Origin of the sequence: Pseudoalteromonas xiamenensis, from assembly GCF_030994125.1 — a bacterium.
GTDB classification, from domain to species: Bacteria; Pseudomonadota; Gammaproteobacteria; order Enterobacterales; family Alteromonadaceae; genus Pseudoalteromonas; species Pseudoalteromonas xiamenensis_B.
This window is the reverse complement of the sequence record NZ_CP099918.1, coordinates 213,236-229,410: the sequence shown is the minus strand read 5'-3', so window position 1 is coordinate 229,410 and position 16,175 is coordinate 213,236. Positions and strand designations below refer to the sequence as shown.

19 protein-coding genes are annotated in these 16,175 nt (G+C 42.2%); 10 read left to right on the top strand and 9 right to left on the bottom strand.

Translation table 11 applies throughout. The annotated features are described in order from the left end of the window. Positions 1 to 608 precede the first annotated feature (608 nt). From NI389_RS18140 to NI389_RS18125, 4 genes are all read right to left on the bottom strand, one after another. Complete coding sequence (locus tag NI389_RS18140) at positions 609 to 2,561, bottom strand: methyl-accepting chemotaxis protein (RefSeq protein WP_308362820.1); 1,953 nt, start codon at positions 2,559 to 2,561, stop codon at positions 609 to 611. A 281-nt stretch (positions 2,562 to 2,842) separates the two neighbouring features. Continuing rightward, positions 2,843 to 4,153: a sigma-54-dependent transcriptional regulator gene (locus tag NI389_RS18135; protein ID WP_308362819.1), complete on the bottom strand. Its 1,311-nt coding sequence runs from the start codon at positions 4,151 to 4,153 to the stop codon at positions 2,843 to 2,845. 9 nt (positions 4,154 to 4,162) lie between these two features. Continuing rightward, complete coding sequence (locus tag NI389_RS18130; RefSeq protein ID WP_308362818.1) at positions 4,163 to 4,657, bottom strand: hypothetical protein; 495 nt, start codon at positions 4,655 to 4,657, stop codon at positions 4,163 to 4,165. After that, positions 4,654 to 6,096, bottom strand: a complete 1,443-nt coding sequence (locus NI389_RS18125; RefSeq protein WP_308362817.1) for a sensor histidine kinase — start codon at positions 6,094 to 6,096, stop codon at positions 4,654 to 4,656. The genes NI389_RS18130 and NI389_RS18125 overlap by 4 nt, the downstream gene beginning before the upstream one ends. Positions 6,097 to 6,380: 284 nt before the next feature. On the opposite strand from NI389_RS18125, the gene NI389_RS18120 reads away from it, so the two are divergent. The 10 genes from NI389_RS18120 to NI389_RS18075 are packed head-to-tail and all read left to right on the top strand — an operon-like array spanning position 6,381 to position 8,741. After that, entirely contained in the window at positions 6,381 to 6,611 is a 231-nt protein-coding gene (locus NI389_RS18120) for an EF-hand domain-containing protein (RefSeq protein WP_208845125.1), read from the top strand. Positions 6,612 to 6,669: 58 nt separating this feature from the next. Beyond that, the gene (locus NI389_RS18115) at positions 6,670 to 6,891 is read left to right on the top strand and encodes a crotonobetainyl-CoA--carnitine CoA-transferase (protein ID WP_308362816.1); all 222 of its coding nucleotides are present in this window, start codon (positions 6,670 to 6,672) and stop codon (positions 6,889 to 6,891) included. 10 nt (positions 6,892 to 6,901) lie between these two features. After that, positions 6,902 to 7,123 (top strand): hypothetical protein, encoded by a 222-nt coding sequence (locus NI389_RS18110; RefSeq protein WP_308362815.1) that lies wholly within the window; start codon positions 6,902 to 6,904, stop codon positions 7,121 to 7,123. 10 nt (positions 7,124 to 7,133) lie between these two features. Beyond that, positions 7,134 to 7,355 (top strand): hypothetical protein, encoded by a 222-nt coding sequence (locus tag NI389_RS18105; RefSeq protein ID WP_308362814.1) that lies wholly within the window; start codon positions 7,134 to 7,136, stop codon positions 7,353 to 7,355. Between the two features lie 10 nt (positions 7,356 to 7,365). Continuing rightward, positions 7,366 to 7,587, top strand: a complete 222-nt coding sequence (locus NI389_RS18100; RefSeq protein WP_308362812.1) for a hypothetical protein — start codon at positions 7,366 to 7,368, stop codon at positions 7,585 to 7,587. Between the two features lie 10 nt (positions 7,588 to 7,597). Beyond that, positions 7,598 to 7,819, top strand: coding sequence for a hypothetical protein (locus NI389_RS18095; protein WP_308362813.1), 222 nt, complete (start codon positions 7,598 to 7,600; stop codon positions 7,817 to 7,819). 10 nt (positions 7,820 to 7,829) lie between these two features. Next, positions 7,830 to 8,051: a hypothetical protein gene (locus NI389_RS18090; protein WP_308362812.1), complete on the top strand. Its 222-nt coding sequence runs from the start codon at positions 7,830 to 7,832 to the stop codon at positions 8,049 to 8,051. Between the two features lie 10 nt (positions 8,052 to 8,061). Continuing rightward, positions 8,062 to 8,283, top strand: coding sequence for a hypothetical protein (locus tag NI389_RS18085; protein WP_308362812.1), 222 nt, complete (start codon positions 8,062 to 8,064; stop codon positions 8,281 to 8,283). Between the two features lie 10 nt (positions 8,284 to 8,293). Next, positions 8,294 to 8,515: a hypothetical protein gene (locus tag NI389_RS18080; protein ID WP_308362810.1), complete on the top strand. Its 222-nt coding sequence runs from the start codon at positions 8,294 to 8,296 to the stop codon at positions 8,513 to 8,515. A 10-nt stretch (positions 8,516 to 8,525) separates the two neighbouring features. Beyond that, positions 8,526 to 8,741, top strand: a complete 216-nt coding sequence (locus NI389_RS18075) for an EF-hand domain-containing protein (protein WP_208845131.1) — start codon at positions 8,526 to 8,528, stop codon at positions 8,739 to 8,741. Positions 8,742 to 8,809: 68 nt separating this feature from the next. Here the strand turns inward: NI389_RS18075 and NI389_RS18070 are convergent, their stop codons facing one another. The 5 genes from NI389_RS18070 to NI389_RS18050 all read right to left on the bottom strand — a co-directional run bounded on the left by NI389_RS18070 (position 8,810) and on the right by NI389_RS18050 (position 15,959). Next, positions 8,810 to 9,559, bottom strand: a complete 750-nt coding sequence (locus NI389_RS18070; RefSeq protein WP_308362809.1) for a hypothetical protein — start codon at positions 9,557 to 9,559, stop codon at positions 8,810 to 8,812. Between the two features lie 235 nt (positions 9,560 to 9,794). Continuing rightward, a complete protein-coding gene (locus NI389_RS18065) occupies positions 9,795 to 11,483 on the bottom strand; it encodes a hypothetical protein (RefSeq protein WP_308362808.1) in 1,689 nt (562 codons plus the stop codon). Further along, entirely contained in the window at positions 11,480 to 13,300 is a 1,821-nt protein-coding gene (locus NI389_RS18060) for a hypothetical protein (RefSeq protein WP_308362807.1), read from the bottom strand. The genes NI389_RS18065 and NI389_RS18060 overlap by 4 nt, the downstream gene beginning before the upstream one ends. 81 nt (positions 13,301 to 13,381) lie before the next feature. Beyond that, on the bottom strand, positions 13,382 to 13,723 hold the full coding sequence (locus NI389_RS18055; RefSeq protein WP_308362806.1) for a gamma-glutamylcyclotransferase family protein: 342 nt from the start codon (positions 13,721 to 13,723) through the stop codon (positions 13,382 to 13,384). Positions 13,724 to 13,808: 85 nt separating this feature from the next. After that, complete coding sequence (locus NI389_RS18050; protein ID WP_308362805.1) at positions 13,809 to 15,959, bottom strand: DUF6351 family protein; 2,151 nt, start codon at positions 15,957 to 15,959, stop codon at positions 13,809 to 13,811. Positions 15,960 to 16,175 lie beyond the last annotated feature (216 nt).

Below are 16,175 nucleotides of genomic sequence, written 5' to 3'. Positions count from 1 at the left end.
CAGGTCTTGTTGGCGCACGTGCAATACCTAAGTTAGATGCAATTGATGTTAAATTAATGGTTGTAATTGTTCTATTAATGATAATTGTGTTTATAAATTGTTTACAAAATGTATATGCGGTGCGCATGGTTACACAGAGGGATTGATAATTCAACTAGTTCCTAAGTTAAAATTTTTCAACTGTTTAATTTATCAGTTTTTGTGCTAACTAACAGAAACGGAGTAAGGTTTATTTTTTGATTTAAGTTGTTGTAATATAAAAATAAAATCTGTGTATTTTGTGTTGGGTTGTAGAAGGGAGATAATTCAATTTGTGAATTTTGTTATATTTTGAAACATATGAATTTTCTATTTCACCGTTCAAAAAGTCAAAGTTGAAGTAATTTGATAATTACCTAAAGTGAATTAGTTGTTAATTTTTGATGATGGTTTGCGTACAGTACGAGGCAAAAATCGATTACTTTATTTTGCAGGATCTCTATTCTGTTTATGATGCAATTTGGTGGGTGTTTGTAACAAATTCAATGAGTTTGAGTATTGAGATGTTTATCACTGATAATGTCATCATGACGTGTCGAATGTAAAAAGGGGCCAAGTAGGCCCCTTTGCTAGTCGACTTTAAACCGTCCAACGAGCGTATCAAGCGAATCGGCTAATTTAACAAGTTGGTCTGCGCCTTTTGATAGAGCATCTGTCGCGCCACTCACTTGCTGAACAGAATCACTGACACCTTGGATCTGCTGATGCGTTAGACTCGCAGCGTTTCCTTGTTGTTCAGCTTCCGCACTGATGTTGCTGATAATACGTTTGACGGATGAAACTGAGCGTGCAATTTCGTCAAACGCTTGGTGAGCTTGCTCTGACTCACTAATCGCCTGCTTTGATTCCCCCACGCTTTCAGTCATTTGTTTTGACACACTACGTGTTTGTTCAATGAGCTTCGTAAGTACTTGTTCAATTTCCTGGGTTGCATCATGAGAACGTTGTGCCAACGTTCTAACTTCATCTGCTACAACCGCAAAACCTCGGCCTTGTTCGCCTGCGCGCGCGGCTTCAATTGCGGCGTTTAACGCCAGCAAATTAGTTTGTTCAGCAATTGCACGAATAACGCCAAGAATGTTCGTAATGTTATTACTTTGGCTTTCTAGTTGACTCATTGACTGGGCGGATGCACTTAACGATTCATTTAATTTCGCGACTTGTGAGACGGTGCTGGTAATGAGTTTGTTGCCTGTCGTTGCCTGTAAGTCCGTATTTTCAATTTCAGTCAGCGCATCTTGGCAGTTATGGCTCACATTTTGTGCCATATCTTCTACAGATTGAGTGGTGTTTGCAGCTTGTCGTGCAATGACCGATTGATGCTTCCCTTGATCTCGGATATCAGTGATCCGAGAAAGTGAACCCTGTGCTTCTTTGTTGAGCGTTGAAGCATTGTTCTTTATATCTTTTACAAGGCTGTTTATGGAATCTAAAAATTGGTTAAACCATGCGGCAAGCTCACTAATTTCATCCCGACCGATAACTTGCAGACGTTTTGATAAATTGCCTTCACCTTGCGCGATTTCACGTAAACCTTCCGAGACCATTTCAATGGGATGGACAATTTTATTTGCCATGAGTACCGCGATAAAGCTAAACAAAACCAGCATCACGACAGCGATTCCACCAATGCTTGCTGACATACTGTATGCGGATTCCAACACTTCATCGGTTTCAATTACCGCGATAAATTGCCAATCCAACGCATCGGAGTGATAGACTTCGGCATCGAGGTCTTTTTTACCTTCTGTAACGACGAAACTTGCTTTACCTTTATTTGCTTTGAATGCAGCGTAAAGTGGCGAGTTTAATTCATTTATGTGTTTGAAATTATTCGCTTTATTTCTAGGGTCGGCGAGTACCGTGCCATCACCTGAAAGTAAAATTAAGTAACCTGTTTGACCAAATCGAATGTTTGAAACGATGTCAGTAAGTGTACCCAAAGTGACGTCCAACGATTGGACACCAATGAATTGTCCCCCGTTCTTAATCGCGGTTGCAACTGACACCATTGCTTGTCCAGTTACACCTTGATACGGAGAAGTGACGACGACTTCATTTGGTTTGTTTTTAACAGCTTGATACCAAGGTCGTTTTCGAGGGTCATAATTACCGAGTGGTTCAGCGGGAAACTGGAGAAAGCCACCTTGTTCTGTGCCTAAATACACAAACAGCAGTTCCTTATGCGTTTCACCAAAGGATTGATAAAGCTTAAATATTTCAGCTTCCTGAGGACTGTCGTTTAACGGCGCCATTTCTTTTTCTGGGCCAAAATACTGTTGTGTGCTCGGTGGTGCCGCCAGTACTGCTTTGCTTCTTGCGAGAAAACGCGCGTTATTTTTCATCTGCTCAAAGAACAGGATGAAAGTATTTTCTACTTGGCGAATTTCACTTTGTGAAGTTTCATAGAAACGTTCTAAAGATTCTCGTTTTGTTTGAGAAATACTCACAATAGAAATGGCCAAAATCGGCACGATAACAGTCATTACAAAGCCTAAAATCAGCTTTTGTCTCATTCTCATTGGGTTACTCCTCATCCAATCGTGCTAAAAAGTATAACTCAAAATTTACAAATGTTTATTTAAATTACAGCGATTTACTCGTTACTGTTGAGTTTTTTCTACGCACCATTTTGGATAGATTTAAGGCGTATTTTTTCATGTTTGAGATGCCTCGTCGTTGGTCGACGAGTATACGTAGAATTGAGTCGAGAGGACTTGAAAGCGTGTTTATTTATGATGAAGTTCAATAGCGCGTCGAAAATCGTCAAATACGTTTTTGATGCGCTATTTGTCAATTTGGCTCAACTAGGTGCAATATTGTGTTTTTTAAGTAACTTATAGAAGTCTGAGCGATTGCGTTTAGCGACTACCGCGGCTTGTGCAACATTACCTTGGCAAAGTGCCAGCACTTTTTGCAAATAGTCGTATTCAAATTGCGCTTTTGCTTCATTCAGTCCTTGCATCATCGCGGTCGTGTTGACTGGTAATGCGCTCTCAACGGTCGAATCTGTGATTAATTTGCTGGGCGTAAGGACCGCGCAATGTTCAACCACATTGTGGAGTTGACGAATGTTGCCGGGCCAATCGTAATTCAGCAAGCGAGCCATCGCTTCTGGACTGAATGATTTGTCTCCAAAAGAAGTTAAAAAGTGATTCGCCAATAATGGGATATCTTCAGGGCGTTCTTTTAAACTTGGCAGCGTTACGGAAATCACGTTAAGTCGATAGTATAAATCTTCTCTAAATAGGCCATTTTGAACCGCATCCCACAGATTTTTGTGACTGGCGGATAGGACTCGGACATTTACGTCGTATTCTTGTTGCCCACCAATTGGACGTACTTTACGTTCTTGTAAAACACGAAGCAGTTTAACTTGAAGCTCTAAAGGCATGTCCGCAATTTCATCTAAAAAAAGCGTGCCGTTGTCCGCCGCTTGCACAAGTCCCATTTTATCTTTGGTTGCGCCGGTGAAAGCGCCTTTGAAATGCCCGAATAACTCGGATTCTAAAAGATTCGCCGGAACGGCCCCACAGTTTATGGCGACAAAAGGTCCGCTTGACACTTCACTTGCTGAGTGGATTGCCTTTGCGGTCACTTCTTTCCCCGTGCCGCTCTCGCCTTGGATCATAATATTAGCTTTACTGCGTGCGATTGCTTCAAGCTTATGCACAAGTGTATGCATTGCATCGCTTTCATAATAGAGGCCAAAAAATTGCCCAGGTTGAGATGCGATTTCTGAGTTAGGTCTAGCTTTTAGCACCGTGTTTAGAAGATCCTGCAAAGCCGAGATATCGACAGGTTTGGTTAAAAAGCCTGCAATGCCTTGCTCTGTAGCGGCGATTGCATCAGGGATTGAACCATGCGCTGTCATCATGATGACGGGGAGTGCACTGAATCGTTTCTTAATTTCTTGAAATAATGCCATTCCATCCATGTGATCCATTCTCAAGTCGGTCAGTACGACGTCAATGCGCTGCTTTTGTAAAATGGACAGTGCTAAGGTTGCGCGGTGCGCGACGAATACTTGATACCCTAAGCTTTCAAGGCGAATGGACATTAGCTCACTGAAATGTAAATCGTCATCAACTAAAAGTAAGTTTGAAGCAGTCATTGTCGGCTCCTAATGAGATGATTGGAGATTTGTTTCTAGGCGTTTTCTTTCTAAATCCGCTAACTGTTGTTTAAGCTGCGTTAGTCGTTCCGCTTGCAATGCGAGTTCTTCAGAAAGTGCTTTACGCTCATTTTTTTCTTTCGTCAGCGCAGTTTGTGCACTGGCTAATTTACTTTCTTGACCTTTAAGTAGTTGGAAATATTGTGTGTATGCATAAGGCCAAGTTTGTGCTTTGCTTATTTTATTTAGTTGCTCAATTCGGACGTGAACGTTTTTTTGATTGCAATACGCTTCGAAGAAAAGCTGTAATTGTTTTTGCGCGCGGTAATGTTGGTCAAAAGAAATAGCGTCATGGTGACAAGAAGCAATATGCCAGCTGACGAGTGATTCCATAGGTGCAAAGGATTTTTGCATTTGCAGTTCTGCCGTAGGTGTTACTTGTTCTTGCAACAGCGCACAACCGTTAAGCCAAACAACGATTGGAATTAGCATGGCAGGTTTCATTGTTGTGGCTCCTGTAGTGGGAAAGTAATTTGAATGTGCCCACCTGATTTCGGGTAAATTTTTAGGGTTCCGGCAAGCGTTTTAGAGCATTCATTGGCAATCGTCAGTCCGAGACCATGATGGAATTCGCTATTATCAACCTGTTTTTCGAGATTCTTTGGTCCACAGTAAAATGGCTCTAGAGCGCGTGTTGCGCTTACCGGTGTGAAACCGACGCCGTCATCAATAACGTCGATAATACAAGTTTGATGTTCCATCTTTACTTTCACCCAGACGGTTTGGTTTGCGTAGCGAATAGCGTTACTAATCATTTGGATTAGTGCGAGTTTGCAGGGCAAATAGGGGAGTTGGATACCGCTTTCAAGTGTTTGCCAGTTGATATCGATTGAATAAGATTGCTGTCTATCATGGAAATAGGCACTCAATTCAGTTCGTAAGCTGTTCCAATCGGTTGTTTGGCTGGTTTGTCCAAGTTTCGTTGCGCCGCTGTAGCGTAACAGATCTTCGATTAACGACTGTAATTGCTGCGAGCTTCTTACCATGATTTCTAGCACGCGTAATTGTTGGATTGAAATTGGACCTAGCACTTGCTCTTGAAGCAGGGACGTTCCTTCAACAATCGAAGCCAGCGGAGTTTTTAATTCATGACTAACATGTCGTAGAAAGGTGTCTTTCTCTTCGTGTTGATTCTTTAATGCGATACGCAACCAATCTAATTTTTCGCCTAATTGCTGCAACTCTGCACTGCCTGTAAGAGAAATAGGTAGGTCCCATTTTCCTAGTCCAAGCTGATTCGTTGCGTTTTCGAGAGCGTAAATTTTGTTTCGTATGCGAATAATTAAAAACAAACTGGTCGCGATAAGTAACGGTACTAATAAGGCAAGTCCAACGAAAAAAATGGACTGTCGTAGTTGGAATTGTTCATTTGCACTATCTAACTGATTTTCAATCCACTGTTTTAAGGACTCAGAGAGACTGTGATAATTCGTCCACAATTCATTGAACGAAGCATCTTTGGGTTGGACAAAATTCAATTTCGTTATGAACTGTTGCAAATCGGCGACAAACGCAGATTCGTCACTAAAATTTTTTAATCCATTGGCAATATTTTTTACGTCGGTCCACCTGAAATTGATCGCATCCTCAAGTTTTTTGTCTTGTAACAGCTGATTATTCTGATGTGCTTCTTGAAGTGTTTTTAAAGTGTCCGAAAGCAGCGTTAATTCTTTATCAACCTGCTGATTTAATTTATAAAATTTATTAATTTCGGACGATGATTGTTGCAATGAAAACGAGAACCATAAAGTAAGAACAAGCAGCGGTATGGTCGTGGTTAGAATGGCAAAAACAGCCTGATGTACAAAAGAGCGCGAAAAAAGGGCTTTTTTTTGTTCTGCCTGAGGCGAGGTCAGATTACCGATTAACCGAAATTTGTTCATGATTTCCATCCAGTTCACCTATGTGTTGCAAAATGGCGACAATTCATCCTATTGAAAAATAAGGAAAAAGTATTTTGACGTACTTAAACTTGTTGCTATTTGGCAACACTGAGACTTAATCAAATCTGAATAAAAAACACCTTAAAAGTTTAAGCTATTGATATATATGAATTTTAAAAATTTGGCACCGAAATTGACTTAGTTACTGTGAATCGAACGAAGCCACACTCGATGAGTTGAAATCATCACACGGTGTTGGCTGACAATCTAAAAGGAAAGTGACTATGAACAATCGTGTTAAATCAATTTTACTAGTATCTGGTATGACAATTCTTGGTGCGAGCAACGTAGCACTTGCAGAATCAACTTTTTCTCAATACGACGCAGATGGCAACGGTGCAATCAGCTTAGGTGAATCAAAGGTAAATCCGGCTTTGATGGCGCAGTTTAAAGATCTTGATGCGGACAACAGTGGCGATTTAAGCGAAAGCGAATTCGCTAATTTCAAAGGCTAAGGCTTCTTGTCTGGAACGACTACGTTGAACATGGATGTTCTTTTTAATGGAGAAAAAGATGAAAATTTCAAATATCGCCGCTTTAACGTCGGCACTATTAGTAAGCGCAGTAGCATTAGCTTCGGAAGTAGACTTTCAATCACTAGATAAAGATGCAAATGGCATGTTGTCAGCATCAGAAGCCGGAGAAAACCCTACTTTGGCAGCACAATTTAAAATTTTAGATGTGGACCAAGATGGTCAACTATCTGAAAGCGAATTTGCGAACTTTGGTAAATAAGGAGATGAAAATGAACATTTCAAATTTAGCCGTGTTGGCAACCGCATTAATGGTAAGCGCAGTAGCTACAGCGTCAGAAGCAGACTTTCAGTCAGTGGATAAAGACGGCGACGGCATGATTTCGATGGCTGAAGCGAGTCATTTACCAACACTTGCTGCGGAATTCAAAAATCTAGACGCAGACCAAGATGGTCAATTAACGGAAAGTGAATTTGCCAACTTCGGCAAGTAAGGAGAGCACCATGAAGATTTCAAAGATGGCCGTACTGGCAGCCGCGTTGATGGCAAGTGCCGCAGCAACCGCATCGGAAGCTAACTTTAATTCATTGGACAAGGATGGCAATGGTCTGATCTCAACATCAGAAGCAAGCCAACTTCCAATGCTGGCGGAAGAATTTAAAAATCTAGATACAGACCAAGATGGTCAGCTAAGTGAAAGTGAATTTGCCAACTTCGGCAAGTAAGGAGAGCACCATGAAAATTTCAAATTTGGCCGTATTGGCAGCCGCGCTGATGGCAAGTGCCGCAGCAACCGCATCGGAAGCAAACTTTAATTCATTGGACAAGGATGGCAATGGTCTGATCTCAACATCAGAAGCAAGCCAACTACCAATGCTGGCGGAAGAATTTAAAAATCTAGACACAGACCAAGATGGTCAGCTAAGCGAAAGTGAATTTGCCAACTTCGGCAAGTAAGGAGAGCACCATGAAAATTTCAAATTTGGCTGTATTGGCAGCCGCGTTGATGGCAAGTGCCGCAGCAACCGCATCGGAAGCAAACTTTAGTTCATTGGACAAGGATGGCAATGGTCTGATCTCAACCTCAGAAGCAAGCCAACTTCCAATGCTGGCGGAAGAATTTAAAAATCTAGACACAGACCAAGATGGTCAGCTAAGCGAAAGTGAATTTGCCAATTTCGGCAAGTAAGGAGAGCACCATGAAAATTTCAAATTTGGCCGTACTGGCAGCCGCGCTGATGGCAAGCGCCGCAGCAACCGCATCGGAAGCAAACTTTAATTCATTGGACAAGGATGGCAATGGTCTGATCTCAACATCAGAAGCAAGCCAACTACCAATGCTGGCGGAAGAATTTAAAAATCTAGACACAGACCAAGATGGTCAGCTAAGCGAAAGTGAATTTGCCAACTTCGGCAAGTAAGGAGAGCACCATGAAGATTTCAAATTTGGCCGTACTGGCAGCCGCGCTGATGGCAAGCGCCGCAGCAACCGCATCGGAAGCAAACTTTAATTCATTGGACAAGGATGGCAATGGTCTGATCTCAACATCAGAAGCAAGCCAACTACCAATGCTGGCGGAAGAATTTAAAAATCTAGACACAGACCAAGATGGTCAGCTAAGCGAAAGTGAATTTGCCAACTTCGGCAAGTAAGGAGAGCACCATGAAAATTTCAAATTTGGCCGTATTGGCAGCCGCGCTGATGGCAAGTGCCGCAGCAACCGCCTCATCTGTGGACTTTCAATCAGTAGATACGGACGGCAATGGCGTAATTTCAGCATCTGAAGCTGGTCAAATCCCAATGACAGCAGAGGAATTTAAAACTCTAGACCGAGACCAAGATGGTCAACTAACTGAAAGTGAATTTGCCAACTTTGGTAAATAAGGAGAAAGTGATGAATACTCTAGCAAAAACAGCAGTGATTTTATCAACGTTAGTTAGTGCACAAGCATTCGCGGTTAGCTTTTCAGATTACGATTTAGATCAAGATGGCTATATCACGCAAAGTGAAGCGAAAGTGTCAGATACACTAACACAAATCTTTGACCGTCTTGATGTGGACCGTGATGGTAAACTGTCGATGGAAGAGTTCAAAGACATTGAATCATAAGCCCCAATTTATAGTCTCCCGCAACGCTCCGATAAACTCATCGGAGCGTTTTTTTGTATTGAGCAGACCTAAAAATAAACTTTAATGTTTTCTACTGTTCGGATTTGCTCTGCAGAAATTCGACTACCTGACTTATATTTGCTGTCAATGATCCCTTCATTACGGCGATGTAGCGAGAGGGTGACTTCGCATGGTTTGCCTCGATTAATTTGCTCATCTTTTAATCCTTCAAATTGGTCAAATGAAAATTGGTAGTTTCCATTGTCTACGATGGAGCTAACAGACGCGCTGGTCGAGTATGAACCGCCATCTTTCGCTGAGCATGCTGCAGAGTATCTGAAATCAATGCTTTTACCCGAACTTAATCCTTGCCAGCTGATAAATAGTGAGTCTTTGACATTGAAAGATTGGCTTTTTTGCGGTGCAAAAATCGTAAATGATTCTGGTAGTTGAACCGTAGAAATCAATTTCTGAGCGCTTTTTTGACGTTCAAGCACGATACTGTAAGAGGCATTGCTCTTGGTTTCGTCAAAGTATGCTTGATAATCGACATCGAAAAAATCGACATCTTCTTCCAGTTCTTTAGTAACGCCACTGGCCGTCGCATAGAGTTTATCGCCGTCGGTAAGTTTTAGATTGTTACCAAGGCTGCCGTCAACATTGAGTTCAGCAACCAAACGAGTGCGATTACCGTCCGATGTTACTTTGAAATCACCCCAAATTGCTTCGGTTGCAACGTTTTTTGAATCAGTCGTTTCTGTAGAGCAACCTGACAACAATGATAGCGCCGGGGCTGCGATGAGTACCCATTTTTTCATTTTTCAAATCCTTATAAATATCGCCCGTGTAGAGAAGATTGGCTGGCTTCCTGACCTCAGTATTTCAAGTATTGAAAACAAAAAAGGTTTTATAACCAAAACCTTATCGATATTTCATTATGCTACTTGAGTGTTTAGGCGTGAAATCCAACTGAAAATTAGGTCAAATCTACCATGAACTCAATATAAGAACTGTTAAAATGTGTATCAATTATTGATACACAGCAAAGGCAACTCAGAGTTTCGAGCGTTCTAACGTGTTAACGATCAGTTGCATCGTACGTCGATCACTCTGTTTTGTTACTTGCTGTTTTAATGAATCTCTGGCCGTTTCGGAAAGCTCAGATTGTTTGGCCAAAGCAGCAATCGCTGCCTGCTTTGTGATTTCGGAATCACTTTCAACGTATTGAACGACTTTGTTCTGCGTCTCGTTACTAAGCTGATAGTCGCCGACTGCTTTTAGTAAACTTGTGGCGGTTTGTTTAGGAACTTCATTGTTTAACATATCAACAAGAACAATTTTGGCCTCGGTTTTATTTAAACGGCCAAGTGCCTTTATCGCCACATTTTGAGTAGGTGAATGCATTTCCTGCGCATATTTTTTAAGTATACCCAAATGCTGCACATCGCTGGTATTGCCTAGCGCGCCGATTGCGGCTTTTTTCCGCTCAAGACTGTTCGACTCTGTCGCAACGACAGCAAGCGCATCGTGTAACTGTTGGATCCGCTTTGTTTTTCCTCTGTGCCTTACAATGCTGCCGACAGTGAGATAAAAGTTGTTTTGCAGTTCCGATTCCGATGTTTCAAGACCGTTTTGCAGGGCATTGGTCAGCGAGTCAACGGTTTGATCAGAAAGTGCGGCATCACCATATGCTAAGGCTCTTAGAGAACGAAATTGGATTTCTGGTCGGCTTGAGTAGCTCGTCAGAACATTAACAAGCAAGTACTGACTGTTTGCACTGTCTAAATTGCCGAGTGCATGCAAAAGCCTCGATTGAGCTGCATCGGACAAATACTCCTTACCAAAAATTGGCAAGAGGTCTTGTAATACCGGATCCAGCGGGCGTAAACGCATCGCAAGTGAATGCGCATCAATATGACTTAAATCGCTTCTAACCAGTTCAAACAGCGTTTGCTTAAGCTTTTTCAAGTCCTGTGCGGTTAAAACGGACTCTACGATTTGCCACTCGCTTAGCTTGTTGCTCATCGAGAACAGAGGGCTCGTTTGCAATGGTGACTTGATTAACTGGTAAGATTGATGCGTATTTAGACTGATTGCGCCACCATTGGTGATGGTTTCAAGGGTATCTTGTCCTGACTTCTCTTCAAACCAACAATGGTCAGGCTGAAATTGATGTTTGGAATCTAATACCTTTATTTGCTGAGTAGATGGGCTAAGTAACGTTGTGTATTTCTGTTTTTGATACGAAATACTCGTGTCGTTTGAGCGGTAAGTTACTTGGTAAGTACCGGTTGTATCAGATTCAAATTTTGGAAATGGCGTATCTTTTGATTTTGGCACTTGAAAGTAGTACGCAAGCCCTTTGAGCATCAATTGCTGTTGAGGAGGTAGCGTACTCGGAAACCAAAATTGTTCTATCTTTCCGGTTGCTGATTGTTTAAACGCAAATGGAATTTGGTAGATAGGCAGTGGCGTTTCCGATGTGGCTTCCACGCTTCTCACGTTGCTCGCAAGCAATCCCCACCAATTAGTTTCCCCGTCGACTTGAACTGATTTAAGTGCGATATTCGCTTTAACTTTCAAACTGCTAGGAGAACTGGCCGATTTTCCTGCTATTGACAGTGAAGAAACAGTAGTGATGCTCAAGTCATATTGACGTTCGCAATATGCGGACGCATTCGTTGCCATCGTCACGAATGAAAGTGCGAATACATTGGCTAGACAAGCAGAGTTTCTGATCATAGATTTACACTGCCTTCTTGACTGTATAGTGTCCAAGATTTTTGGAATACACTGTCAGTTTGGTATAACCAAAGATCGTAGCGTGTTGTCTTTGAGCCACATGGGTAGGGAATTCCCCATTTTTTGCACCACTTAATTCCTTTTGTTTCCGCGTAGAGTCCAAATTTACCTGAAATTACGTCCATGTCATCAGTGAGCTCCAAGGCATAATAGATACTTGGAGTGGCATTGTCCGTTGACACAAGTGAAAAACCGGCAGATGAATCAAGGCTAAAAACGTTGTCTATCAAATTGAATTCGGCTTCAACTCCCGCTGATGCAACTGCGAGATCGACTCCGCCGCGACCAAAGGCACCAAAATCAACGGAGAACAGATCACCATTTGCATATAATTCAGCGTTGTAACCGACGGTTAATTCAAACCCTAAACTGCCATCGACGCCGGCTTCAACTGACATGGGGATGGGACCAATGGTGAAATTGGCTTTAGCGAGCACCTTTTCTTCTTCCCATGATTTGGTCCAGGACTTTTCAAATTTAGACGTATAGCTTTCATCTTCAAACACGACGTTATTGAAAATGGTCATCTCTGATGAATAGCCCGTATTTAGTCCAGACACATACGCGCTGCCATCATAGGAAATGCCAAACAACGTATTTTGAGCATTGAAAAAATACGCTTCGACATTGCCTTCCGCTGTAATTCGAGCACCTGGATCGCCTGCGGGTACTATCAATAGTTGGCCTGATAAATCGACACCGATACTAAATTTAGATTGGTCGCCGTACGATTTGTCGTAAGACTGAGCGAGTTTGATATTCGCTAATCGATTTTGAGTACCAACCCTTTCTGTGTGGCCCTCAAAGAAGTAAAGCGGGATCGACTGTTCGATGACATTATTGTCACTGTTTAAATCACCCAGGCCGTTGCTGTCAGTGAGTGTGAAACGTAAGGCGAGTTCAGCCCCATTTTGACCACTGAACGTGTGGTAAAGGGCTTGGTTAAGTTCATCATTAAAGGCAATATCAAAACCGATATGTTGATCTGAAAGCACCGTTTTAAAACGGTATGAAAGCTGCTCGAGGTATTGAGTTTCTTCTGCTGACCAAAAGTGAAGAGGGCGCCACGCGCCATTTACGTCAACTTCCGCTTTTATCGTGACGGTATCAAGCGCAGAACCAGAATAGTCGGCAACGAGATAGCCAATTAAATCAGCATGGTGGAATTGGTTTCCATTATCAACATGAGGAGCATCAAGTATCAGCGCGGACTGACCAAACTTAAGTGTTTTTAATTTATAATCGTGGGTACTTTGTATTTCGACCTCAATATCGGCGTGAGGATACTGTCCGTTTGCATAAGAAGCGTTTGTTGTTGAGGGTGCATTGTCATTCTCAATGTCTTCGATGACCATATTCTCCGGATCAACATGCGCGATAATTTGATATTGGCCGCCTTTTAGATTATCGGGAAGTGTTGCTTGTACAGATAGTGAGTGCCTGCCTTCTTTCAACTGAGATAATGAAACAATCGCTAATTGATGCACATCTTCGATTGTTTGTTCTTGGCTATTTTGTGTATCCACCAATTCATTATTGTGAATAAGATAAAAGTGCACATCGACGTCAATGTCACTAAGTCCAGCAACCTCTAAATCGTAAAAAAGCTCAAAGGTCTCATTTTGTTCTAGATTGGCGACTGGCCCTGTGTTGATGCTGGAAATAGATAAGTTACGCGGAGGATCATTTTCAGAAAATTGACATGCGCTTAACAACATCAAAAGAAGAGACAGGCTCATTGCTCGAATTCGATTCATGGTTTTACGTCCGTGTGAAAAACACTTATGCCAACTTTAATAGCGTAGTATAAAAATGTGGAGAGATCATGGATAGACCACTCATTTTAATAGCCTTTCTACGTATGCCCAGCAAGTTAAACCAGATTTTAATGGCACTTCTATGCGTTCATAATCATCTACTTCATAGCTATCAGCCTGACGTAGTTCATCTTCTGAGATGTCAAAAACAATGCCAGCTACTTCTTCACTGACACTATTTGAACGTCTTAAAATTGGGTGATGTGTCTGGCCACTACTAGCCAACACAGCGGGATCAGTGATTTCGACAAGTTCTAACTTGAAACCGATAATGGCGTCGTTTATCCCTTCTAAATGTCTTCCAAAGGTATCCAGTTGTACTTGAGGAAGTTGCAATGTGCCATAGCTAAACAGTCTGGGCATTAATCGCTCCAAGGAGATTTTTTATTGTAATTATTACAAGACAGTAACAAACATTTCGTACCTAAATCAATGAAAATTTAAGTCGTTATATATCATTCGGTCTACCTAAATCCTTTGCATCGTAATTACAAACCCCGGTGGGAAAAATCGACTTAAATGTGTCGAGATACGGGGAAATATCAAGATCACCATACACTCCTTTCTCGACGGCTACGTCAATCGACATTCTAGTACACTTGAATAACGCGCCATTCCACGGTGCTCCTGATTCGATGCGGCTAGTGCTAAACATGGGGAAATGTTTTACACATTCACCAGGCATTCGATGGTTCCATTTTCCATCAAAAACATCATGACCGGACGCCATAATATTGCCATTCTTGTCAAAGCAGGTATCCATGAGTTCGTGAGGTTTTGCCTTTAAAATTCCTTCAGGCGTGTGTTCTTCAATGGCCAAAAGCCATTTATCCATCATCTCGAAGGCACGCGTTGTTGGATTAAAGTCCTTATCCGCCACCCAAATAACTTGGTTTTCATGCTGACCTGTAGCCTGTTCGATTCGAAGGCGAGAGTAAAAAGAAGCGGACATGTGATGCATATCTAGTTCATTTTCAAGATAGTGGCGTGCATCTATAATCGGCAGCTGCACGCGTCCGATGAAAACCTGTCCTGACCGATAGGCTTGATTCATGGCGTTAATACTACCGACGTGACGAGGCGCAACTTCGGGTGAAATTGGAGACATATCAGTGATGTTTTGATTACCCCAAAGGGTTAGCCAAATCGGGAGTTTGGCGCCAAACGGCATCACAATTTCCTCCTGCGCCATGGCTGTTTGTGATTTCCAGCCACCGATTTTCCGATTCAAATCTATAAATTGTGCAATCGAAATTTCGTGATGTACAAGCGCATTTAGACCGTATTGCACGCCTTCGTTATCCCAAGTGGAATTGGCGAAGCCGTCTTCATCGTGTCCAAACACAGCAACCAAGTCCTGCCAGTAACTCCACTGCGTCGTTTCTAACACATCGTCACTGAACAAAGGCCGTAAAAATCCTTGTTTAGGGTTGTTAATAAAGCTGGATAAGCCAAAGTAACCATTGATGCATTCGCTGCTGCCTGTTGGCAAAGATGGAAAAAAGCCTGCTTTCAATTGATTAATGGGTTGCATAAAGCCCGCTTTTTGAGGGAAATCGTTAATGGCGTTCATACCCTCAATGCGTTGTCGATTCTCCCAATCTCGCCAATACGACTTGTCTTTCGCGCGAAAGGTAAAATAGTTGTTGAGCAAATCACAATCAAGCGCGTAGGTTGTTTGCGTGATCATATCTGGGTAAGAATAAAGAGGAATGAGACCATCAAGAACGCCCGAGCCATTTTGTGCAATTAAATATTGCGCTAAACCGCCCCCTGAACCGCCGATCCCAACGGTATAAAGTGGTGCACCGTAGAGACTTACAAATTGTTTTTTCACACGTGCAGCGGTGTCTTCCGCGAGCAGCATATTGTAGGTATAGCTCGTTTTATTGCCGGATGAGCTCACCACGGCGTAACCTAATTTAAGTTGTTCAATTTGATTCTTGATCAAACTCACCGCACTGAGCCTACCTTGACGAAAGCCTATTCCTGAACCGCCATTAAATTGATAAATGAGCTTTTTGTTCCAATTGGTAGAGGTGTTTCGATAGGGAAGGTCGTCAATACCGACAGGCATTACAATTGCGTAAATAAAACGATTTATTGTGCCTTGTTCGACCCTTACTAACAGGCCATGATGGTCACTCTTGATTGCCTCTGCTGTCACATTGTTGATGCCGCGTTCTGTGATTTCATAGTAGGTGTACTGACTTGGTAAACCACAATCTTTACTAAATCCCACGATTTGCTTGCCATGATTGAACACTGGGACGCCATCACTATGTTGGTTATCCACAACGGGTTGACCTAGGTCGGAATCGACGGTCATACAGAAAAAGGGGTATTGGTTTGGTCCAGAATACAAACTGCGATTCGGACCAATATCACCAAGTGGAATAGGGAAGTGATACCACTCGACGGGGCGCGAGACTTTGCTGATGTGCGGGTAAAAGTCCAACAAAAAGTTGTCTTCAGATTGTGCGGTTTGCTTAACCTGGCGAGCTAAATAAGGGTCTTCGGGCTGATTCAAAATCCATATGCTATATCCGCCTATAAGTGTTGCTAAAAGCAAAAATCCGATCGCGAACCATTTTTTCATATGACACCTCCACTACATTTTAAGTGTAGGAGCAAGAATGGAAATTCATTGTTATTTGTTTGTGAGGTTCGTTAACAAAGCTTTGAACGCAATGATTTGTATAAGATTAAAAGCGAGTCTTTTTTATGGAGGCGTGTTTTCGAGCATAGTGTGTATCGTTGTTGCGCAACTCATTTAACTCGAGTTGCAAACTAATCGTTTGAATTGCAATCGAAA